Here is a 23361-nt window from a genome sequence, read left to right as displayed (position 1 = left end):
CAATTAAAAGGTTAGACCTAACTTAACACCGATCGGAAGTACCCATGGGTTCACATTGTATCTTTCAATACCCTGTTTGAACTGAGAACCGCCTCCCTGAACATTAGACTCCAGCTGGAAAGCTGTTTCAGGATCGATGTTGATCTTGGCGGCGGTCCAGAGGATAATGTTACGGCTGTATACCGAGAAGTTGGCACTTTGTACACCCAGTTTTTTAAGCACATTCTGAGGAATGTCATATCCCACCGATATTTCTCTAAGTTTCAGATAAGAGGCATCATAAAGGAAGGCTCTTGTAAATGACCAGGCGGTACTTCCTGCAAATGGCAGCATGGTGGTTTCAGGACCACCCAGGTTTTCCTTGAAGCCCGTCGGATTGCCGTTGGCATCAAAACCTGTGGCAATAACCCCCGGAACAAACACCCCTCCGTGAGGCAGGGTATAAGGGCCATATTTGAACGGATATCCGCCATAATCAGGAGTCGGTCCACCTACCAGCGGGAAATAATTACCGTTGATCCTGATCAGCTCATCCTGGTTGGCTACAAGATAATCTCTCAGAGCCTGCCCCGTCAATCCGTTCGGATTGATCAGCTTGTCAAGGAACAACTGCGAACGGCCGTTTTCTTCTCCGTATCTGTAGGTCTGAGAAACAAAATCTCCGCCGTTTCTCCAGTCAAACGACATGTTCAGGCTGAATCCTTTGTATGAAACAGAGGTTTGCATACCCATGATAAATTTCGGGTTAAAGTTCCCGATTTTGTTACGGGTATTGATGGCATCAATTGACTGCCATTTTCCGGTCTGGTCCAGGATAGGGTATCCGTAGTATTTCGAAGACTTGTCTTTGACAGTAACCACTTCCGCATCATAGATGTCACCGATTTGTTCTCCCACATACGTCCATGCTCCGCCTTTGGCGTCGGTCCACAGGGTATAGTAAGGAAGGTCATCAGAAAGTTCTTTGATGGTCGTACGGTTACGGGTCAGGTTGGCGTTGATGTCCCATCTCCAGTTTTGGGTGCTGACCGGCGTTCCGCCCATCTGGAATTCGAAACCTTTGCTGACGATCAGCCCTGCGTTTACGTTTTTGGTTGAATATCCTGACGACGGAGGCAGTTTGGTACTCAGGATCTGGTTGCGGTTTTCAACCATGTAATAAGTCCCGGAGAATCTCAGGCGGTTTTTGAATAGATTGATATCGATACCTGCTTCATATGAAGTAACAATTTCCGGCTTAAGATCAGGGATGAGCAATGTCCCCGGCGTGCTAAGTCTCGGCACGCCATCCCAGGCTCCCATGTTGGTGAGCGTACCCAGTAAATTGTAAGGGTTGGCATCATTACCGACCTGGGCAAAACCACCTCTCAGTTTTACCATATTGATCTGATTGCTCATCGGGATCATTTCGTTAACCAGCAAACTCAATGAAGCTGAGGGGTAGAAATAAGAACGGTTGGCTGCAGGAAGCGTACTTGACCAGTCGTTTCTGGCCGTTACGTCCAGGAATATCATGTCTTTGAACCCGAAATTGGCTAAGCCGTAAACACTGTAAATAGCCCTCTGGAACATAGTACTGTTGTAATCAAGGTTGGCAGGGGCAATGTTCTGAATGGTATAAATACCCGGAACGATCAGCCCGGTTCCTCCTTTGGTACCGTTGCTTACGTTAGATCCTTTCTGATACCTGTTGTTTCCGCCCACAGAAAGTGAGAGGCTGAAATCAGAAATGTCTTTTTTATAAGTCGCTAAAAAATCAATGTTGCTTTCAAAATTGGCCAGGTTGATCAGCCCGTAAGCTCCTCTCGGATCGTTGGTATAACTGTTGGCTACTTTCAGGTCGCGGCGTTCATTGTAGTTGTCTAGTGAATACCTTCCCATCAGGCTCAGTTCAGGCGTGATCTGATAATCAGCTTTGATGTTTCCGTAAATCCTGTCTCTTACAAAGCTGTTGTTCACTTCATAAGCCAGGAAATAAGGGTTGTTATAAACGCCTTTGAACTGCGATCTTTGCTGAAGACCTTCCTGACCCGGCAGCCAGTAATCTCTCAGGTCGCGGATGTCGGTGTGAGGCGATACGTTGTAAGCCCATTCCAAAGGATTGGAGCCCCTGTTGCCCGCCGGACGGTTATTGGAGTTTGATCTGCTGAAATCAAGGTTGGTGCTCACCCTGATCTTGTTGCTGACCTTAACCGAAGAATTGAGATTCAAAGTATTTCTGAACAAATCAGAGTTAGGGATAATGCCTTTATGCTGCATATTGGAGTAGGACAGGCGATAGGAATACATGTCGGTACTGTTGGCCAGCGAAACGCCGTTGGTACTGGTTACGCCGGTTTGTACAAAATTTCTGACGTTGTCTTTGTGCGATACGAGCGGCATTTTGATCGGTTTGCCGTCTGCACCCAGCGGACTGTTCCATTGTACTTCCTCGTAACCTTTGTCAAGGGCTGCTCCGTAAGTAGCCCCCACGTTTTCCTCAATCAGTTTACCGAAAGGGTTGGTCAGCGGGTTGCCGCTGACAGCCGGAGGGATGGCTGAAAATTGTCCCGGACCGAATTCGGTCTGCCATTTCAGAAATTTATAAGGCTGGTCAAAAACCGTACTGGTGGTAACTGAAACGGTCATTTTCTTTGCTTTCGATCCGTTTTTAGTGGTAATAAGTACCACACCGTTACCTGCTCTTGAGCCATACAGTGCCGCTGCACTTGGCCCTTTCAGGATAGATATATTCTCAATGTCATCCGGGTTCAGGTTGGAAATTGAGTTACCGAAGTCCGCCCGGTTGTCATTTCCGCCCTGGCTTACGTTGTTCAGCGTATTGGCGATAGGCACCCCGTCAATGACAAAAAGCGGCTGATTGTCGTTGCTTAATGAATTGGCTCCTCTGATGACCATGCTCACAGACGAACCTGTTCCACCCGTTGAACTCACGGTTACCCCGGCCACTTTACCGGCCATACCATTCAGTACGTTTTCCTGAACTACGCGGTTAAGTTCTTTGCCGTCAATTTTTCCGACCGAATAACCCAGGGATTTTTCTTCCCTTTTAATGCCTAAGGCGGTCACAACCACCTCTTTCAGGTTGGCGGCATCAAGGGCCAGTGCCACATCCACGATGCTTCTTGACCCCACAGCTACTTCCTGTGCTTCATAACCTACAAAAGAAAATATCAGAACAGCATTGTTTCCATTGACTTCAATCGAAAACCTGCCGTTTGCATTCGTACTGGTACCCTTCTGGGTTCCTTTTAACACGACGTTTACGCCTGGTATATCCATCCCGTCTCCCAGGGAGGTGACTTTACCGGTTACCGTCCGGCTCTGGGCCCGGGCATCCGGCAGGCAGAGTCCTACAGCCATTATGGTGAGAAGTAAGCACTGTAGCATTCGTTTTAGAATAGAGCTTGATTCCATGGTTTTTTAGTTTAGAATTAATTATACTGCTAATACTCATATGCTTAAGTAATGGACTACTCCCTGAAAATTAATTTTTTATTACCACGGGCGGGCGGAGATACGGATAAACAGGAGGGCCTTGCACGGCGGAAGTGGGGATCATGCACAAAATCTCAGCCTCTGAAAAAATCAGAGGAGAGATCAGGCAAGGTTGAATACAATGATTTTATTTTTTCTCGGGAGTGGCCGGAATCAATTCCGTCAGACGGTTGATGCCGTTTTTCTGTTTGCCGAGTTTGAAGGAGTCATACAATTCACCGGTGGCGGTGAAGGCTTTGTATAAAAGTTCGTTGTCCTGAATGGTGATCAGCTGGAATAACTGGGTGTTGGCAGCCTTACGTTTCATCCAGGGGTCTTCGGAGGCTTCATACATTTTCGGGCCCGAAACAGAAACCACAAAAACGGTGTTGCCGACTTTGCCTTTGTGGTTATTTCCCGAAAGAGCGTTAGCTACTGTTCCGCGACCGTAAGCATGGTCGTGTCCCTGCAAAACGATGTCTACATTGTGTTTATCCAGGATTGGTTTAAAGTGTTTTCTGAGTGCTTCATTATCACGGTTTGGTTTAGTAGAGTAGAACGGATAATGAAGGGTAATAACCGTCCATTTTTTAGGGTTACTGACCAGTATAGAATCCAGCCATCTGGCCTGCAGGTTTCTGTAGGTTTCAGATTCATCTATCTGTTCGGCATCCAGTGAAATCACTTTCAGGTCGGCATAATTAACCTCGTAGCAGGTTTCTTCCAGGCCTTTCGGACCGTTTTTCGGGAGATTGAACTGCGGTTTCCAGTGCGGGGAAAGAACAACGCCTTTCCCATATTCGTGGTTGCCGGGTGTCATCACGCTTGGCACGGTGGCATGGATAAATGAACCTGCATAAAACCACTCGCCCCATTCCACATCGTGGTTATAGCGGTTGATCAGGTCACCGGCATGAAGCATGAATGAAACGGTGGGCATCGTTTTGTAAGCCTCACGGATCACCCTCGACCAGTGTGATTTAACGTCATTCTGGGCATCTCCAAAATACAGGAATGAGATGGGTTGCTTCAATTCCGGCATTCTGAACTGAAACCATTCGCTCCAGTTCTGGTCATGCCCTACGCGATATACGTATAGTTTACCAGGGCTGAGCTGATCCATCACCGCCGAGTGGTAATTTGCATGAATTTCAGGTTCGTCCGGATAAGCCACTTTCAGAAATTCGGTTTGGGCCCTGATGGTTTTTATTTCTTTTTGAAACTGCGTAGCATCGGTAGAGAGGGCAAACTGAACCTCGCCCTGTTTTTTAGTGGTGTCCGTACGCCAGTTGACCGCCACAGAAGTTTCCGGGGTGGCGGTAAGGTTAAGAATGATCCTGTCCGGGTTAACAGAGGGAAACAGGATTTTGACATCCAGGTTGAGTTCAATGGCACGGGCCTGCCAGTGAGCAGGATAATTTTTTTGTGCAGATGCGGCAATGGAAAATAGAACGGAAAAGTAAAAAAGTATTTTTTTCAAGGAAACTGGTTTTTAAATTTTCAAATGATGGTGAAGATAAGTCTAATTGACGGAGACTCCAAAGTCGGCTCTTCTTCTCAGAAACTGCTTGGCTTTTACCAGCTGGTTTTTGACGGTGTTTTTCGATATTCTCATAATTTCGGCAATTTCCTGGTATGACTTGCCTTCTTCAATATTGAGTTTGACGATCATCTTTCTTTTTTCAGGCAAATGATCCATCGCGGTTTTTAACAATATAATGCGGGTATCTTCAGCTTCAGAATCAGTGTTGTTGTTGTCTTCCATCATCTGCATAAACTGCTGCTTCATCTGATGGCTTTTTTCTACTTTTTTCAGGTGATCAAAGGCCATGTTGCGAAGACAGGTAAACAGGTAGGAATTGAAATTAAGCTCGGGGTTGATCTGTTCGCGTCTCAGCCAGATTTTGATAAAAACATCCTGAACCATATTTTCAGCCTCTTCCTTATCTTTAATAATAGAGGTTAGAAACAATAAACCCTGCCTGTAATAGAGGTTGTAAAGCTCTTTAAAAGCGTCAAAGTTTCCGTCAATTAACTTATGAATGAAATGGTTGTCAAGTTTTTCCATCAGCTGACTTTAATATTTGGTTCGGTTTTAGATTAAGGTTGTACCTGTCCGGTTAAGCTCACTCAATTATATAAAAGTTGCAGATCACAATGATGATTTATAGGAATGTGGGAAGGTCAACGGATGGTGTTATCTGTTCTCTGAGAGCCAGGGCTACCTCATTTGATTAAGTAAATCTATACATTAGTCTACAGAAATTGTTCGCATACTGCGTAAAATAATCCTCAAATCACGCAAATGATGAAAATATTAACATTTATATAAAATTTAGGCTTTTTTCTTTATCATTTCTTAATGATTTTGTGAACGAATGGTAACAATATTTATGCAGGTGTAACATTAACGGAAGCGGAGGTAGTCCTAACCGGGTGGTTTCGAGTAGTATATAGAATAACTCTTTAAACCTTTATAACATGAATTCAAATATACTTACTCAGGTGTTTCTGCCGCTGGCATTGGCTTTTATCATGCTGGGCATGGGATTGACACTCGTGGCTGCAGATTTTAAGCGGGTTTTGCTTTTCCCGAAAGCTATGACGCTCGGTTTGTTCAACCACGTTTTTTTATTACCCGCCATCGCCTGGACCGTCATATTTTTACTGGACCTGAAATTGGAACTGGCTGTGGGATTAATGATCCTGGCTTCCTGTCCTGCCGGGCCCACTTCCAACCTGATTACCCATCTTTCCAAGGGAGATACGGCTCTGGCCATAACCCTGACCATATTCTCGAGCCTCATTACAGTATTTACCATTCCTTTTGTGGTCAATTTTGCCATCACCTATTTTATGCCTGATGGTAAAGAGCAGATACTGCCGATTTTTGATACTATATTATCGGTGCTTTTCATCACGGCTTTGCCGGTAGCTTTGGGCATGCTGATCAAAAGCAGGTTTCCTTCATTCGCAGAAAAGTCCGGTAAAACCTTTAAAATACTTTCGGCGGCTTTCCTGATTATCATTATTGCCTCTACGCTTGTGAAAGAGCGGGAGCATCTGAAAGATTTTTTTGTGGTTTCGGGACCTGCAGCTCTGTTACTTAATATACTGACTCTGGGAATAGCCTATATTTTATCCAGACTGATCCGTCTAAGTACTAAACAAAGTCTGACCATTTCCATAGAGTCGGGGATTCAGAACGGAACACTGGGCATAGCCATTGCCACAACATTGCTCAAGAATCCAACGATGTCGATTCCGTCCGCGATTTACAGTATCATCATGTTTATTACCAGCATATTTATTATTATGATCGGGAACAGGATATTGAAGTAGGTGGGGAGGGAAAATGGAAAAAAGGAGGAAGGAAAAAGGAGAAACCGTGACATGTTCTGAAACAGCACTCATTGAGGCATTTAAAACTGATACATTCAATAATATTAGTAAACCTCTTCCAGCCATTTTGAAATCTTCAGAAAGACGTCGAACATTCTTGATTTACTGATTTCGTGTTTTTCGTTCGGGTAGGTGATCAGTTGGGTCTTAATACCTTCATCGTTTAGTTTTTTATGTAGTCTGATGGACTGGTCGATATGAACCAGTTCATCATTTTCACCATGAATGATTAAGGTAGGCACCCCAGTATTTTTGTTCAGGAAGAAAATCGGGCTGGCATCTCTTGCGATCCGGGCTTTCGGGTCGGAGTCTCCGAGGAAACGGTTGATCGTAACATTGGCCACTACATTGTTTTGCCGTACCAGTGAATCTGTCAGGTCTGTCGGGCCGAAAAGATCCATTACGGTGCTGATTTGTTTTCGGGTATCGTGGCCATAAGTGTACAGCAAAGCCAGGTGAGCTCCGGCACTGGCTCCAAGCAAGGCAAAATGGTTTCCGTCATATCCAAGACTGTCTCCTTTCTGACTCAGAAAAGCAAAGGCTTTTTTCATGTCTTCTATCTGGATGGGAAACTTATTGGCGTCGTCTTTCACCAGATGGTAGTTAAACGAAGCCATGGCATAGCCTTTTTGCCCGACCAGGACGTCTATGAGCACCTTGGGAAGCTGACTTTTACTGCCTTTACTCCAGAATCCGCCGTGCACAAACACTATCATCCTGGTGGAGGCGGAATGCTGAAAAGGAAGAAAAATGTCGATCAGGTTGGCCGGGTCATTGCCAGAACTGTAGTTGAGATTCCGGAATTCAAGATAAGTAGAATCAGAAAAAGGCATCCCCGTTTTCGTTTCATTTCCATATACCAGGCCGGCAACAGAAACCAGACAAAAAATGAGGAGTGCCTTCAATGTCATCATGGCTGTAAAGTGTAATTAAATAAGTAATACGGAGGAATTTGGGAATAGTACTACTTGCTGCTTAAAAAAAAGAACAGTTTTTAAACGGATTCTTTGTTTCTGACAGATTTACAGGCATTTTATGATGGAAAATATTTTAATTACCCGGACTGATAGCCTTTTGGACAGGATTTTTAGTATTAACTTTAATCGTATCTGAAAGTTTGAATGAATCAGCTGACCTTTATAAATGAATAAAATGAAAAAATCAGGATTAATGCTCCTATGCCTTCTTGCGGCAGGCATAAATTATGGAATGGCCCAGCAAACCTACGCCGAAAAACTGGGTTTCCCGAAAGGTAAAAAAGTAGTTATTTTTCACGTAGATGATTGTGGAATGTCCTATTCCTCTAACCAGGGAGCGATCAAATCGATAGAGCAGGGGGTGGCTACTTCCTGCAGCATCATGATGCCGTGTCCGTGGGCTTCGAGTTTTATCAATTACATCCAGAAAAAACTCCCGGATCTGGACGCGGGTCTTCACCTGACGCTGACTTCTGAATGGAAAGATTACCGCTGGACCCCGCTCTCAGGATTTATGAATGTGCCTGGACTCTGTGACAAAGAAGGCTGTATGTGGCACACTGTAGAGCAGGTAGTGAGCAATGCCAGTGCTGATGAGGTAGAGAAAGAAATCAGAGCCCAGTTACAAAGAGCACTGAAAATGGGTTTGCAACCCACGCACATGGATTCTCACATGGGGACACTTTTTGCTAACCAGGCATTTCTTGAAAGGTACATTAAGGTAGGTATTGAGCACAAAATTCCGGTGATGTTTCCGGGAGGCAACAACAAATTGCTGATCGAAAGCATGAATAACCCGATTATCAAACAAATGAAAGCCCAGGGCAAATGGAAAGAGGGTACCGTACTTCCTGAACCCGACGTGGTCAAACAATCCAAATCTGTCGGTGAAATGATCTGGAAGGCGGGATTGCCGGTATTGGATGACCTGCACACCATCAGCGGTGACTGGAAACCTGAAGGGGCCACCACTCCGGAAGCCTGGGGTAAATACAAAGCCCGGAAATTCAAAGAGACCCTTAATAATATGCAGCCCGGTGTGGCGATGATGATCGTTCACAGCAGTGATATTACAGATGCATTTAAATACATCAGTGGTTCAGGAGGCTCAAGATACGCTGACATGTTATCAATGATGGACCCTGACCTCAAAGCCTATATCAAATCTGAAGGGATCATTCTGACTACTTTCAAAGAGTTGATGGAAAGACGTAAAAAACTGAATTAAATGAAAAAAAGCCTGCTTGTTGTTTTACTGTTGGTGTGGCCTGCTTTATTTCTTGCTGCACAGCAGTCGTTTATCAAATCCTCAACACTCATTTTCCCGGTCCAGGAAAAGCACGTGCATGCCAGCAGTATTGTCAGTCTGCCTAACGGCGACCTGCTGGCCGTCTGGTTTTATGGCAGCGGCGAGCGTACTTCGGATGATGTTAAGCTGATGGGGTCAAGACTCAGGAAAGGAGAGAAAACCTGGGCTGAGCCTTTTCTGATGGCCGATACACCGGGTATTCCGGATTGTAATCCGGTATTGTTTCTGAATGCGGAGGGTAAATTATTCCTGGTCTGGATAGCCGTACAGGCCAACAAATGGGAGCAATCCATTTTAAGATTCAGAACGTCCGTTAACTATTCCGGGTCCGGAGCACCGCAATGGAACTGGCAGGATAATATCCTGCTGAAACCTGACAGCAATTTTGAGGCTGAAGTGAAAAAGAAAATGAAAGAACTGCCCGAGAGTACCATGGGCTGGGCCGGGTATGCTCCGAAATATGACGACCTGATCATTACTGCCAGTGCCGATGCCACCAAACGCAGCATCGGTTGGATGACGAGGATTAAACCATTGCTGCTGGAAAACGGCCGCATCGTGTTGCCACTTTATTCTGATGGCTTTAATATGAGTCTGATGGCTATTTCTGATGACCATGGCAACTCCTGGCATCCAAGCCTTCCGGTGGTCGGACGGGGGCCTATACAGCCGGCTGTGGTCCGTAAAAAGAACGGCAACCTGGCGGCCCTGATGCGGGACAGCGGGGATGAGCCTACCCGGGTGCATTTCAGTGAGTCTTCTGATAACGGAGAGTCCTGGACGGCCACGGTCAAGACCGATATTCCCAACACCGCCAGCGTCGAGTTGCTGGTGTTAAAAGACGGCAAATGGGCTTTCGTGGGCAATGACGTCTCCGACGGTCGTTATCAACTGAGCCTCTACCTGTCTGACGATGAAGGCAAAAGCTGGAAATGGAAAACCAAACTGGAAAATGACAAGCCCGATACCGCCGGTTACTCGTATCCGGGTCTGATCCAGACCGCAGACGGGCTTTTGCACATTACTTATTCAGCCCATTTTCAGAAAGACAAAAAATCAATAAAATATGTGGTCGTTGATCCTGAAAAAATCATCAGACCATAACTCAGTCATCATTTTTAAATAGCCAAAAATTTACCGGAATGAGATTTACATTATTCTGCCTTTTCCTTTTCAGTATTGCAGTCAAAGCACAGCAGCCGGTTTATAAAGACGTTCCTTTTGAACAGGATTACAGCATCAAATACTATCTGCCCGAAAAAAGTAAAGCCAGGTTGCTGCAGGCTTTTACCGATCGAAACGGCAACACGAAGATATTTACCACTGAAGGTCTGATGGTGCTTCATAACGGGGAGTTTCTTTATCCGGGCACATTGCTACAGGATAAAACCTACAGAACGATCGGGAATAAGAAGTTAAAAGGACTGACTGCTTATCAGGATCAGTTTGTGTTGCTGGACAACAAGACGGTATTCAGTAATGCCTGGGCAGGTAACCTGTTTCTGAAACACCAGCTGGAAGATGCAGATATCATAGCTGCCGGAGATGATTTTTCATTCCTGGTATCTGACGGGAAAAAAATGAGCCTGCTGAAAGGTTCCGGAAGTACCTGGGACGGAAACCTGCCGGGTGATGAGGTCATTCAGATCAGGTATCAGAAGGATGCCAAATTGTTCTGGATTTTGGGAAAGAAAACGCTGAGTGCCTTTTCTGAAAAGAATAAAAATGTGGTAAAAGTACTGGACGGGTCAGACTTCACAAGCTTTGATCTTAACCCGGAAGGCAAGAAAGCTGTCATCGGCACACCACACGGATTTATTACTTTTGACCTGGGGACAAAAGAGCAGGTCAGCTATCATAAACTGCCATGGACGGAAATCACGGCGGTGAAAACGATAAAAAGCAAAGTCTGGTTCGGCACTACCAAAGGGGCCTTTGCATGGCGTAAAGACGGAAAATTTGACTATTATAATGGAGAGAGATGGTTGCCGGGCGATGTCGTCACCAATATATCCGAAGGTTCAGACGGCTCTGCATTGATCCTGACGGATGCCGGATTGGCACAGATAGCCGTTAAAAAAATGACCCTGGAAGATAAAGCCGGGTTTTACGACCAGCAGGTCAGAAGCAGGCACATCCGCAACGGCTTCAATGCCTCCCTGGATGATATGGAAAAAGGAAATCTTTCCACAGGCTATCTGGCAGATTCTGACAACGACGGACTTTGGACGACTATGTACCTTGGGGGAGAGATATTCAGGTATGCAGTTACCAAAAACAAAGAAGCTCTTCAGAACTGCCGTGAAGCCCTTGATGCCATGGAGCGTCTTTATACGGTCAATCCTGTTCCGGGATTTCCGGCCAGGTCGTTTGAAAGAAGAGGATTTATTAATCAGCTGGCGGATCCGGAACGCTGGCAGCCATCTCCTGATCCGGAATGGGACTGGAAGTCAACCACAAGCAGCGATGAGGTAATCGGTCATATTTTTGCTTTCGGGGCCATGGCTGAACTGATAGACGATGTTCAGATGAAAAAGCGTGCCGTTACGCTGATAGATACGCTCATGAGCCATGTATTGAAAAATAATATGTACCTCATCGATTTCGATGGCAAGCCCACCATGTGGGGCAAATGGAATCCGGAGTATGTTAACAGTTTTCCGACTAATGTAGGGGACAGAAAACTCAATTCTTCCAATATTGTGGCGATGCTGCAAACCGCTTATCATTTTACTAAAAAGGAAAAGTACAAACAGAAAGCTTTTGAGCTGATGACCAAACACGGCTATTTCGAAAACCTGATGCGGCCTATGAGCCACATCGGAGAAGCCCCGGACGAAGCCGACGCCCACGCCAAAAAGATGTCTGACAGCTGGAATCATTCGGATGATGAAATGTATTTTGTGGGTTATTGGGGGCTTTACAGGTATGCATTCAATGATACTTTAAAAGCAGCCTTTAAAAAATCAATCATTGACCACTGGCAGGCCGAACGCCCTGAAAAAGAAGGAGCATGGAATATATTTACGGCCCTCACCGGGACAAAAAACTTTGACCTTGACGAAGCCGCCTGGTACCTGAGGGAACATCCGCTGGACATGATCGACTGGGCTATTGCCAACAGTCATAGGAAGGACATAGAGCTTCTGGAACCTAATTTCAGAAAACAGACCACGAAAGAAGTGCTGCCGCCGGACGAAAGACCTGTTCAGCGGCACAATGCCAACATGTTTAATCTGGACAGAAAAGGCAGTAACGGTACCTCAGAACACAGTGCAGGAGACATCTGGTTATTACCCTACTGGATGGGGAGATACCTTCGGGTCATCAGTCCGCCGGTTAAATAATAGCCGGTTATAAAACGCTCAGGTTTGGGTCTCAATCCAATGGTGACCCAAACTTTTTTTTGCAATTCAATTTTGATAATAGTCCTTTTTGTCTCTTCCGGGGTATTATTTATCGTATATCCGGTGGATGTATTTTTCTGATTACTTTATACTAAAATTTCAAGATGAACAAATTACCTGAGGGTTTATGGCCGGTTATGATCACACCATTTACAAGTTCCAATCACCTGGACCTTGGAGGACTGGAACAACTTACCCGAATGTATATAGAGGCCGGTTCTGCCGGAATGTTTGCCAATTGTTTATCCAGTGAAATGTACCAGCTGACCTCAGAAGAAAGGTTATTGCTGACTTCTTCGGTAGTTAAGTTTTGTGGTGATCAGGTGCCGGTGGTAGCCACAGGTACTTTCAGCCGGGATGTGAATGCGAATGCAGAGTTTATTAAAAAAATATACGATCAGGGTGTCAAGGCCGCGATCCTGATCACCAGTTTATTGGCTGAACCTGACGAAAGTGAGGATGTTCTGAAACAAAGACTGGAAAGTATCATGACTCAGACAGGTGACATCCCTCTGGGTGTTTACGAATGTCCTGTGCCGTACAAACGTCTGCTGAGCCCTGGCATCATGCAGTGGATGGCGTCTACAGGCCGTTTTGTCTATCATAAAGACACCAGCTGTAATTCAGTGTCTATACAGAAAAAAGCAGAAGGTATTAAGGAAACCACTTTCGGGTTTTACAATGCAGACACACCTACTGCCCTCGATTCCCTGGATTATGGCGGAAGGGGTATTTCCCCGATCTCCGCTAATTTCTATCCGGAACCCTACACCTGGCTTTTGAATGAATACTATACCAATGGCCGCACTGAGCAGGTTAACAGGCTTCACGCTTTCCTGACGATGATGGACAGGGTTACGCATACTTTTTATCCTTACTCGGCCAAGTTATTTCTGCAAAAAAGAGGGCTGAAAATAGAGACCCATTCAAGAATACCACAGGAAACCCTCACCAACGCCGACAGTATCCGGATGACCGCCCTGATGGATTCATTCAAAACCCTGGCTGAAATGTACGGGATGAATTTAGTGATCTAAAATGAATAGTAAAGCCCATTCTAAAATAAGGGATTTTAGGTATAATTCCTGAAAAAGCATAATATTTTCGGATTTGATTCCGAAATAATCATGATATTTTCGGATTTGAATAGATTTTTATAAAAAAACAGGAGAATTATAACACAAACAAAAAAGACGTGCACCAACTCCTGATACACGTCTTTTCCTTTTATACTTTCAGAAGCCAAAGGGAATTTTTTCCCGTTCTCCTTTCTTTCCTTCTCCTTTCCTCCGTTTTCCTTTCCTCCGTTTTCCAGTTATTCAATAACCACCGCCGTCCCCGAAGCCGTCACCATCAGCATACCGCCGTTCTTACCTACCGTTTCGTAGTCGAGGTCAATACCCACAATGGCATTGGCACCGAATTGCTTGGCTCTGGCGATCATTTCCTGCATGGCTGTGTCTTTGGCTTCTCTCAAAACCCTTTCATAAGAGCCTGAGCGACCACCTACGATGTCCCTGATCCCGGCCAGAAAGTCCTTGAAAATATTGGCACCAATAATGGTTTCTCCGGTTACGATGGCACGGTATTCTTTTATAGATTTACCTTCAAAACTATGGGTAGTCGTTAATAGCATTTTTTTATTTGTTTAGTTATTGGGTTCAAAACTCTCTAAATGAACTGATAACCACAATAAAAACTAGATGAGGCTCAATATTCAGATTACAGGAGGCGAAAAATCTATTTCATTTTTGATCTTTTCTTCAGAAACGAGTCCAGGATAGGATTGAAACCTTTACTGATGTCGGCCTCTATGAATTCGATTTTGTATGTTCCGCACTTCAGTTTGAGTTCATGATAGAAAGACTCAATGGTCTTTTTATAATGTTCTTTCACTTGCGAGGGCTGTACCCTTACTTTTTCACCTGACTCCAGGTCTATAAATTCGTAAGGTCGCTCTTCAAATTCAAAATCCCTTTCTGTATGCTGGTCGGTCACATGAAACAGGAGTACTTCGTGCATGTTGTGACGAAGGTGTTGAAGGGCTGAGAATATCTTTTCCGTATTTTCAATATCGTCAAACATGTCACTGAAAATGATCACGAGCGAACGCTTGTGAATTTTGTCCGCAATGGCATGGAGGGTTTCCACCACTGAAGTCCGGCGGTTGGGTTTCGATTGTTTGAGCAGACCTTCAAGGTCAAGAAATATCTTATGTATGTGCGTTGGCGTTGACTTACATTGTGTCTGAATCTCAATGCCGTCAGAAAAAGTGGTCAGACTTACAGCGTCTCTCTGCTTCTGAAGCATGTTGGCTATCGCTGCTGAAGCCATCACCGAAAAAGTCAGTTTACCGAAGTCTTTCTGTGGATAAAACATAGAAGAAGAGGTGTCAATCAGCAAATGACATCTCAGGTTGGTTTCTTCCTCATATCTTTTGACGAACAACTTATCTGTTTTGCCGTAAACCTTCCAGTCGATGTGCCTTGTACTTTCGCCGCTGTTGTAAAGCCTGTGCTCGGCAAATTCCACAGAAAACCCGTGAAAGGGAGATTTGTGCAAGCCCGTTATAAAACCCTCCACCAGTTGTTTGGCCAGAAAATCAAGGTGACCGTATTCTCTTATTTTAGCTAAGTCTAATTGCATTGGTTCTTACTAATTTACTCTTCTTTCTTTTCTCCTGATGATCAGGTCTCTCTTGGTGATCTTAATCGTTTCTATCTTCTTGGGCATCAGGGGTATTACTACCATCGTGCTGTCTCTTGTAAATATCTGCTCGGTTTCCGTCAGTTTCGGTTCTGGTCTCGAGATATATATTTTACCTTCTTCTCCCACAATCATGGCATGAATGGTCATTACCCCCCTGTTCAGCATACCTATTTTCTGAGCTGCGGCAAACGAAACGTCAATGATCCTGTTTTTTGAATAAGGCCCGCGGTCATTTACTTTTACAGTTACCCATTTACCGTTGTATGGGTTGGTTACCTCAATCATTGTACCAAAGGGAAGTGATCTGTGGGCACAGGTAAATTCCTGGTTGTCCATCGTATCCCCGTTAGCCGTTCTCCGGCCATGAAATTTATCGTGATAATAAGAGGCTTTACCTTTAAATGTTTTTCCGATCTGGACAGTTTGGGAGAATGATTGTAAGCAAAACAGGCATAAAACGGTTGATAATATTAAAGTATTTTTAAAGGAATAGAAATAACTTCTCATAGAGACAAAATAATAAAATATTATAACGTTCAGGGTAAAAATAAGGTATGTTTTTGCAGGATTATATGCAAAATGCAAAAAACACGAGGAAAAATCTAAATATATTTGTTTTATTTTAATTAATATTTGGCTTATTTGTTTTTTTTAAAGCATAAAAAAAGTATTTTTGAATCTGTATTTAACCTCAAAAACCTTTAAGACTGTGCATAGAGAAGAGCGAGAAAAGATTTATTCCAAGCGGGTAAGGGCCGGCAAACGTACTTATTTTTTTGATGTCAGATCTACCAGGTCAAACGATTACTATCTCACCATTACCGAAAGTCGCCGTTATCAGAAAGACGGAGAGTTTGTCTTCGAAAAAAGTAAAATGTTTGTTTACAAAGAAGATTTCGATAAGGTGGTGGAAGCTCTGCAGGAGACGGTTGATTACATTAAAACCGAGTTGATGCCGGGTGTGGACTTTTCTCAGTTTAAAACGATGTCAGAGGACTACGAAGAAAAACGCACACCTGCCCTGACAGATGAAACAGAGGACGATGCCTTCGGAGGTTCAGACCTGAAGTGGGAATAATCAGTACATTTCATCAGATTCTATTATTTTAACCCCTTTAAATGAGTCCCGGCCAGCCTTGATCATGGCTTCTGCTACTCTTGCAGCTTGTATCGCCTTGTATTTTTTAGGAATTAAGAAGTCCAGCCACAACATCACTTTTTGTCCGAAGGATTCTCCAGCCCTGTTTTCTTTTCTGTCTCCCAGTAACATCGAAGGTCTGAAAATACCCAGTTTTTCAAAACCCAGCCCTTTTAATGCGGTTTCAATATCTCCTTTTACACGGTTGTAAAAAATAGAAGACCCGGCATTGGCACCCATGGCTGTCACAATGGCAAAATACTCAGTGCCGTTATTTTTGGCCATTTCAGCCAGTTCAAAAGGATAAGTAAAATCAACTTTATAAAATGCTTCCCTGCTTCCGGCTTTTTTGATCGTAGTGCCCAGGCAGCAATAAACGTGGTCGGCTTTTACCATTGAAGCCTTGGGCCGGTCAAAGTCAAAAACGATTTCCGTCAGCAGCGGATGTTCTTTGCCTGATTTTTTACGGACGAGAACTATGACTCTCTCGTAGTCATTACCGGCCAGCAATTGATCAGTAAGTAGGCTTCCGGTTAAACCGCTTGATCCGGCTACCAGGGCAGTGGGTCTGGTCATGGTCTGATTGTTTTTTAATTAAGCAAGATAATCAATCATACCGGCAATGACAGCGATATTACTGAAAATCTGATACAAAAAAAGGTGCTTCCGTTGGTCAGAAGCACCTTTTCTATAGGGATGGTTATTACCAGAAGTAATAGTATAAACCAGCAATGATAACAATGACCAGCCCGGCTCCGATAGCGAAACTTTGGTTAGGTTTAAACATGGAGGCATCGATTTCAAGACCTTTTTTCTCATCAGGCATCATCACTCCCAAAGCCAGCATCACCGATACACAGATCACAAACACAAGGCCCATTCTGTCAAGGAAAGGGATCTCGTCAAGCATGAAATGCATGGTAAGGGCGATCAGGAAACCTCCGACGATAGCAAATAAAGCTCCGGCAGAGTTGGTTTTTTTCCAGAAGAAACCCATGATAAAGGCTGCGAACACACCAGGAGAAACCAAGCCGGTCATTTCCTGGATAAACTGGAAGCCGCCTTTTTTGTCAATACCCATGTAAGGAGAAACAACGATGGCCAATACCATCGAAACAAGAATCACGATCTGGCCGATTTTAACCAGTTCTTTTTCAGTTTTATTCTTTCCGAAATACTCTTTAAATATATCCAGGGTAAAGATGGTCGAAATACTGTTGGCTTTTCCGGCCAGTGAGGCTACCACGGCAGCGGTAAGGGCTGCAAATGACAGGCCCTTTAATCCTACCGGAAGTAAGCCCAACAGCACAGGGTAAGCCTTGTCAGGGGCTATAGAGCCGTCAGCTCCGAGCATTTCCTGCTGGAACAATCCTTTGCTGTGCAATGTATAAGCTGCAATGCCCGGCAATACCACGATAACCGGCATCAGTAATTTCAGGAAGGCGGCGAAGAGGATACCGTTTCTGGCAGTTTTAAGATCGGCACCCAGGGCTCTCTGTGTAATGTACTGATTACATCCCCAGTAGTTAAGGTTCACGATCCACATACCACCGATCAGTACGGTAAGTCCCGGAAGCTGAGAATAAAATGTGGTGCCTTTTTTGAAGATCATGTGGAAGTGATCGTCATGATTCTCAGTCATCAGCTTAAAGCCGTTGACAAGGCCTTTCATGCCGAATTCGTCAGAAACAAGGTTCAGAGCCAGGTAAGTGGTAGCCAGACCTCCGATGATCAGGAAAAACACCTGAATAACATCGGTAAAGCCGATTACTTTCATACCTCCGATGGTGATGATGATGGCAAAAATGGCCAGACCCCACATACAAACCCAGAAATCAATACCTGAAATACCGGAAACCGCAAGAGCCCCAAGGTAAAGGATAGAGGTAAGGTTAACCAGGATATAAAGACCTAACCAGAAAATGGCCATGATCAGACTCACGGATTTGTTATACCTCTGGTTGAGGAATTGCGGCATAGTAAAAATTCTGTTCTTCAAATAGATAGGCATAAAAAACACCGCTACGATGATCAGTGTGGCGGCGGCCATCCATTCGTAAGTTGAAATAGCGAGTCCCATCGAAAAACCGTTTCCTGACATTCCTATGAATTGTTCTGCGGAGATATTTGAGGCGATCAGTGAGGCACCAATGGCCCACCAGGTCAATGAACCCTCAGCTAAAAAGAAGTCTTTTGTGGAAGCTTCTTTGGCTTTTTTCTTATTATAAATCCAATATCCATATCCGGCGACAACAAAAAAGTAGAATAAGAAGACAAAATAATCCAAAGTCTGGAGTTGCTGCATAATTATATAGGGTTAAATATTGATAGTTTTAAAACCCACAAATAAAGCGGAGATTGTTGATTATTTCAAGGTTTTTTTTAGGCCGGAGAAAAATAAGCTTATATTTGTCTTTATTTCAGAGTTTTGAAATGAAATTTTAGCCAGATTCACTCTAAAATACTTTGTTTTGAGCAGAAATACCATTCGACTAATAATTGTGCTTGGCGTTTTGTCAATTAGCGGGATCATAGCTGTACAGGCCTATTGGGTAAAGCGTGCCTTCGATCTTCAAAATCAGCAATTCCGACAGACCGTCATGGTAGCCCTTCGTAACGTAGCCAACCACATCTCTAAAGCCTACAAACTTTCCAGTATTGATAATCCGGTAAGCGAGTACTCCTCTGATTATTATGTGGTCAACCTTCGAACTCCTCTAGACGAACAGGTCCTGGAGCATTATCTTAAAGAAGAATTCAAAAGAAATAACCTGAAAACGGATTTTGAATATGGTATTTATGACTGTGATACCGACAAGATCGTTTACGGGGCCTTCATCAATGCCAATTATGAAGCCGATGCCAAAAATCCGGTTATTCTGCCGAAAACAGACAAGTTTCTCAACTATTTCGGGGTTAAATTTCCCGAAAGAAAGAGCTATCTGACCAGTAAACTGGACTTCTGGATCATATCCTCTTTTATTACGCTGGTCGTTACGGCTTTCTTTGGTTATTCTATGTTTGTGATCCTGAAGCAGAAAAGGCTGAGTGAAGTGCAGCGTGACTTCATCAATAACATGACGCATGAGTTTCAGACCCCTATTTCAACCATAAGGGTGGCTACGGATGTACTGGCCCAGCAAAAAATACTGGACCAGCCTGAGCGTCTCAAAAAATACGTAAACATTATCAGGCAGGAGAATAACCGTCTGAAAAACCAGGTGGAGGCCGTTTTGGCGACTGCAAGAATAGGAAAAGGGAATATTGAGCTGGATATACAATTGCAGGAAATCCATTCGCTGATCGTCGAAGTAACAGAAGGGGTGAGGGCTGAGCTGGAAGACGGCCTGAGCCTGGACCTTAAAGCAGAACGTACCAGTATTTACGCAGACAGGATGCACCTGATGAATGTGGTAAGGAATTTGATAGACAACGCTGTAAAGTATTCGCCCAAACCGCCGGATATTTCGATCACCACCAAAAACGAAGGCAACAACCTGGTTCTTGAAATCGTTGATAAAGGCATCGGGATTCCCAGAGAATACGTATCTAAGATTTTCGACAAGTTTTACAGGGTTCCGACCGGTAATTTACATAACGTAAAAGGTTTCGGACTGGGGCTCAGTTATGTCAAAGAGATCGTGAAATCTCACAAGTGGACCATTGAAGTGGACAGTGAATACAATATGGGAACAACGTTCAGGATTGTGATTTCTCAGTCCACCTGATTCCGGTAAAAATGAACAGGCAATAACAAAAAACAACCTTAATTTAATAGAGCATAATGGCCAAGATTTTGTATGTTGAAGATGATCCTAACCTCGGGTTTGTGACCAAGGACAGCCTGGAAGAAGAAGGTTTCGAAATTCTTCATTTTTCAGATGGTAAAGAAGCCTGGAAAAGTTTCAAAAAAGAGAAATTCGATTTATGTCTGTTAGACGTGATGCTTCCGGAGCTTGACGGGTTTTCACTGGCTGAAAAAATCAGGGTACAGAACCAGCAGGTGCCTATCATTTTTCTTACGGCCAAGTCATTGCATGAAGATAAGATAGCCGGGCTTAAAATCGGGGGGGATGACTACATCACAAAGCCCTTCAGTATAGACGAGCTCGTTCTGAGGATCAAGGTTTTTCTGAAAAGAAACGCCATTTCGGATTCTACCAATACTTCTGATAATTTTTCCTGCGGGAAATACGATTTCTGTTTCTCACAGTTATCCCTGACACATAAATCTGATGTACAGAAACTCACTCACAGGGAAGCGGAAGTGCTGAAATTCTTATGTGAAAGAAAAAACCAGGTCATCAAACGCGAAGACATCCTGACAGCCATCTGGGGCAGAGACGATTATTTCCTGGGCAGAAGCCTGGATGTTTTTGTGACGCGTATCCGGAAAATGCTTTCGGGAGATCCTAATATCAAGATTGAGAACGTACACGGTGTAGGTTTTAAATTTATCTGCTGATATGGAGCAAATTCCTCTTTATATCATGGCGGTTTTTTATATAGCTGCGGGAGTTTATCACTTTGTCAATCCCGGGTTTTACCTGAAAATTATGCCGCCCTATTTTCCTTTTCATAAAACGGCGGTCTGGGTAAGCGGGCTGGCAGAAGTACTGCTGGGTGTGGGTTTGTTGTTTGAGCCTTCCAGGAGCTTTTCGGCTTATGGTATTATATTTTTGCTGGTGGCTGTTTTCCCGGCGAATGTTTACATGGCTACTTCAGAAAGATTTCATAAAGTCCCTGCCTGGATCAAATGGGGGCGTCTTCCGCTTCAGTTTGTACTGGTCTGGTGGGCTTATCTTTATATCTGATTTTTTGTTGTATTTTGTGTGGGTTCGTGCCTCGAGGCACGAACCCACACAAAAATTATAGTGTCCCTACAGTTCTTTCGATAAACCTGGTCAGGTCATTTCCGCTCAGCATGCCTTGTGACAATAAGGCCAGATCATGCAATTGTTTGGAAAGACTCTTTCTGACCTCTTCATTTTCTTCGTTGGCAATTTTGCCGATCAGCGGGTGGTTGCCGTTCACTACAAGATTGTAAGTAACCGGCATAGAACCAAACATTCCGGCTTGTCCGTTCACTTTGGACATATCCTGCCAGCGACGCATAAACTCAGGCATGACAATGCTCACAGGAAGTTCGTCAGTCGGTAAAGCTTCAATTTGTACGATGTTGGTCCCCACCAGTTCTTTGAAAGTTTCTTCTACTTTTTTCTTCTCATCTTCGCTCAGAACACTTTCCGACTTAAGGCCTTTGTCGATCAGTTTTTCGAAGGTGTCTGCATCCACACGTTTAAAGCTGAATTTCTCAATTTTAGATTCAATCGTATTGATAAAGTGAGAATCAAGCACGTCGTCAAAGATAATGACATCAAATTCGCGTTTTTTGGCTCCGCTGATGTAAGCGTCCTGTTTGGCTTTGTCACTCGCATACAAACCTACCAGGTTGCCGTCTTTGTCTTTCTGATTGGCTTCCAGTTTGGTTTTATATTCTTCTATCGTGAAATATTGATCATCAACATTTTTCAGTAAGATAAAGTCCTTGGCCCTGTCATAGAATTTCTCATCCGAAATAACACCGTATTTAACAAACAGACCGATACTTTCCCATTTGTCTTCAAATGCTTTTCTGTCATTATTGAAAAGTTCATGAAGTTTATCAGCCACTTTTTTAGTGATGTGCGAGTTGATTCTTTTTACATTGCCATCAGCCTGAAGATAACTCCTCGACACGTTCAAAGGAATGTCCGGTGAATCGATCACCCCATGAAGCAACTGAAGGAATTCAGGGACAACATCTTTTACGTCATCTGTAATAAATACCTGGCGGCTGTACAACTGGATTTTCTCACGGTTAAGCTGGAAATCCTTTTTGATTTTAGGGAAGTACAGTACTCCTGTCAGATTGAAAGGGTAGTCTACGTTCAGGTGAATCCAGAACAAAGGATCTTCACCGTAAGGGTAAAGTTCTTTGTAGAAAGCCAGGTAGTCTTCGTCAGTCAGTTCAGAAGGAGGCTTAACCCAGACAGGGTTCGGATTATTAATAACTTTTTCGTTGAATTCAATCTCTACAGGAAGGAATTTGCCGTATTTTTCAAGAATTTGCTCCAGTTTTGATTCTTCGAGGAACTCTTCAGAATCTTCAGCGATATGAAGAATGATATCGGTTCCTCTTTCGGTTCTGTCTGATTCAGAAATTTCGAACGCCGTACTACCGTCACAAATCCAGCGGGCTGCGGGAGCATCCTGGTACGATTTGGTGATGATTTCGACCTCTTTGGCTACCATGTAGGCTGAATAGAAGCCCAGACCAAACTGTCCGATGATCTGCGTTTTGTCACTTTCGTCTTTGTATTTTTCCAAAAACTCCTTGGCTCCAGAAAAAGCAATCTGGTTGATGTATTTTTTGATCTCGTCAGCCGTCATACCGAGGCCTTTGTCGGAGATAGTGATGGTTTTGTTTTCTTTATCTACAGAAACCTTGATCTTAAGGTCGCCCAGTTCTCCGTCAAATTGTCCTAATGAAGACAATTTTTTAAGTTTTTGAGTGGCGTCAACTGCGTTTGAGACTAATTCGCGAAGAAAAATCTCATTGTCTGAATAAAGGAATTTTTTAATTATAGGAAAAATGTTCTCCGTGTTAATCGAAATCGTACCTTTTTCTGTAACCATTTTATATATTTTTTTAAAACTGTGAAACTTCAACAGACGGATACTATCAAACGGCATTCCAAACGGCAGATTGCTGACAGATTGTCATAATCCGGAAGAATTCAAGCCTCTTGAAATGACAATAGTTTTTTCCGGCAGGGTATAATTATTTTTCTGATATTTTCAGTGAATTCTGTGTCGTATATTCCGGCCATTTTGTGATTACTTCGCTATATTTGTCAGTTAAACATTTATTCATCCTTAAAACATACTTATTCTGACCGG

19 protein-coding genes are annotated in these 23361 nt (G+C 43.8%); 9 read left to right on the top strand and 10 right to left on the bottom strand.

Annotated features, from left to right (window positions below):
- Positions 1-3 precede the first annotated feature (3 nt).
- The 3 genes from GVN16_RS04255 to GVN16_RS04245 form a co-directional block, all read right to left on the bottom strand.
- On the bottom strand, positions 4-3390 hold the full coding sequence (locus tag GVN16_RS04255) for a SusC/RagA family TonB-linked outer membrane protein (RefSeq protein ID WP_229244049.1): 3387 nt from the start codon (positions 3388-3390) through the stop codon (positions 4-6).
- 235 nt (positions 3391-3625) lie between these two features.
- On the bottom strand, positions 3626-4957 hold the full coding sequence (locus GVN16_RS04250; protein ID WP_166562609.1) for a metallophosphoesterase family protein: 1332 nt from the start codon (positions 4955-4957) through the stop codon (positions 3626-3628).
- A gap of 42 nt (positions 4958-4999) precedes the next feature.
- Entirely contained in the window at positions 5000-5545 is a 546-nt protein-coding gene (locus GVN16_RS04245) for an RNA polymerase sigma-70 factor (protein ID WP_166562608.1), read from the bottom strand.
- A 413-nt stretch (positions 5546-5958) separates the two neighbouring features.
- Here GVN16_RS04245 and GVN16_RS04240 point away from each other — a divergent pair, with 413 nt between their 5' ends.
- Complete coding sequence (locus GVN16_RS04240) at positions 5959-6819, top strand: bile acid:sodium symporter family protein (RefSeq protein WP_166562607.1); 861 nt, start codon at positions 5959-5961, stop codon at positions 6817-6819.
- A 104-nt stretch (positions 6820-6923) separates the two neighbouring features.
- Here GVN16_RS04240 and GVN16_RS04235 read toward each other — a convergent pair whose 3' ends face one another.
- Entirely contained in the window at positions 6924-7793 is an 870-nt protein-coding gene (locus GVN16_RS04235; RefSeq protein WP_166562606.1) for an alpha/beta hydrolase, read from the bottom strand.
- A gap of 238 nt (positions 7794-8031) precedes the next feature.
- Between GVN16_RS04235 and GVN16_RS04230 the strand changes: the two genes are divergently transcribed.
- The 4 genes from GVN16_RS04230 to GVN16_RS04215 all read left to right on the top strand — a co-directional run bounded on the left by GVN16_RS04230 (position 8032) and on the right by GVN16_RS04215 (position 13609).
- Complete coding sequence (locus GVN16_RS04230) at positions 8032-9084, top strand: polysaccharide deacetylase family protein (protein ID WP_166562605.1); 1053 nt, start codon at positions 8032-8034, stop codon at positions 9082-9084.
- Complete coding sequence (locus tag GVN16_RS04225) at positions 9085-10269, top strand: exo-alpha-sialidase (protein WP_166562604.1); 1185 nt, start codon at positions 9085-9087, stop codon at positions 10267-10269.
- A 38-nt stretch (positions 10270-10307) separates the two neighbouring features.
- Positions 10308-12512: a hypothetical protein gene (locus GVN16_RS04220; RefSeq protein ID WP_166562603.1), complete on the top strand. Its 2205-nt coding sequence runs from the start codon at positions 10308-10310 to the stop codon at positions 12510-12512.
- 164 nt (positions 12513-12676) lie between these two features.
- Entirely contained in the window at positions 12677-13609 is a 933-nt protein-coding gene (locus GVN16_RS04215) for a dihydrodipicolinate synthase family protein (RefSeq protein ID WP_166562602.1), read from the top strand.
- 278 nt (positions 13610-13887) lie between these two features.
- Here GVN16_RS04215 and GVN16_RS04210 read toward each other — a convergent pair whose 3' ends face one another.
- From GVN16_RS04210 to GVN16_RS04200, 3 genes are all read right to left on the bottom strand, one after another.
- Entirely contained in the window at positions 13888-14208 is a 321-nt protein-coding gene (locus GVN16_RS04210; protein WP_166562601.1) for a heavy metal-binding domain-containing protein, read from the bottom strand.
- 104 nt (positions 14209-14312) lie between these two features.
- Positions 14313-15218 (bottom strand): DUF58 domain-containing protein, encoded by a 906-nt coding sequence (locus GVN16_RS04205; RefSeq protein WP_166562600.1) that lies wholly within the window; start codon positions 15216-15218, stop codon positions 14313-14315.
- Positions 15219-15227: 9 nt separating this feature from the next.
- Positions 15228-15788, bottom strand: a complete 561-nt coding sequence (locus tag GVN16_RS04200; protein WP_166562599.1) for a septal ring lytic transglycosylase RlpA family protein — start codon at positions 15786-15788, stop codon at positions 15228-15230.
- A gap of 202 nt (positions 15789-15990) precedes the next feature.
- Between GVN16_RS04200 and GVN16_RS04195 the strand changes: the two genes are divergently transcribed.
- Positions 15991-16359 carry a DUF3276 family protein gene (locus tag GVN16_RS04195; RefSeq protein ID WP_166562598.1) on the top strand — a complete coding sequence of 123 codons (369 nt, stop codon included), beginning with the start codon at positions 15991-15993 and terminating at the stop codon, positions 16357-16359.
- Here GVN16_RS04195 and GVN16_RS04190 read toward each other — a convergent pair whose 3' ends face one another.
- Together GVN16_RS04190 and GVN16_RS04185 are read right to left on the bottom strand one after the other, a co-directional pair.
- Complete coding sequence (locus GVN16_RS04190) at positions 16360-16995, bottom strand: NAD-dependent epimerase/dehydratase family protein (RefSeq protein ID WP_166562597.1); 636 nt, start codon at positions 16993-16995, stop codon at positions 16360-16362.
- Positions 16996-17122: 127 nt separating this feature from the next.
- The gene (locus tag GVN16_RS04185) at positions 17123-18724 is read right to left on the bottom strand and encodes a sodium:solute symporter family transporter (RefSeq protein WP_166562596.1); all 1602 of its coding nucleotides are present in this window, start codon (positions 18722-18724) and stop codon (positions 17123-17125) included.
- Positions 18725-18890: 166 nt separating this feature from the next.
- Between GVN16_RS04185 and GVN16_RS04180 the strand changes: the two genes are divergently transcribed.
- The 3 genes from GVN16_RS04180 to GVN16_RS04170 are packed head-to-tail and all read left to right on the top strand — an operon-like array spanning position 18891 to position 21233.
- On the top strand, positions 18891-20147 hold the full coding sequence (locus GVN16_RS04180) for a sensor histidine kinase KdpD (RefSeq protein ID WP_205748784.1): 1257 nt from the start codon (positions 18891-18893) through the stop codon (positions 20145-20147).
- A 56-nt stretch (positions 20148-20203) separates the two neighbouring features.
- The gene (locus GVN16_RS04175; protein ID WP_205748783.1) at positions 20204-20884 is read left to right on the top strand and encodes a response regulator transcription factor; all 681 of its coding nucleotides are present in this window, start codon (positions 20204-20206) and stop codon (positions 20882-20884) included.
- A gap of 1 nt (position 20885) precedes the next feature.
- Complete coding sequence (locus GVN16_RS04170; protein ID WP_166562595.1) at positions 20886-21233, top strand: DoxX family protein; 348 nt, start codon at positions 20886-20888, stop codon at positions 21231-21233.
- A 55-nt stretch (positions 21234-21288) separates the two neighbouring features.
- On the opposite strand, the gene htpG is transcribed toward GVN16_RS04170, so the two are convergent.
- Entirely contained in the window at positions 21289-23097 is a 1809-nt protein-coding gene (gene htpG / locus GVN16_RS04165; protein ID WP_166562594.1) for a molecular chaperone HtpG, read from the bottom strand.
- Positions 23098-23361: the final 264 nt, after the last annotated feature.

Source organism: Emticicia sp. CRIBPO (assembly GCF_009905725.1).
GTDB lineage: Bacteria > Bacteroidota > Bacteroidia > Cytophagales > Spirosomataceae > Leadbetterella.
Note: the sequence above shows the minus strand (reverse complement) of the source record. Positions and strands in the feature narration are given on the sequence as shown.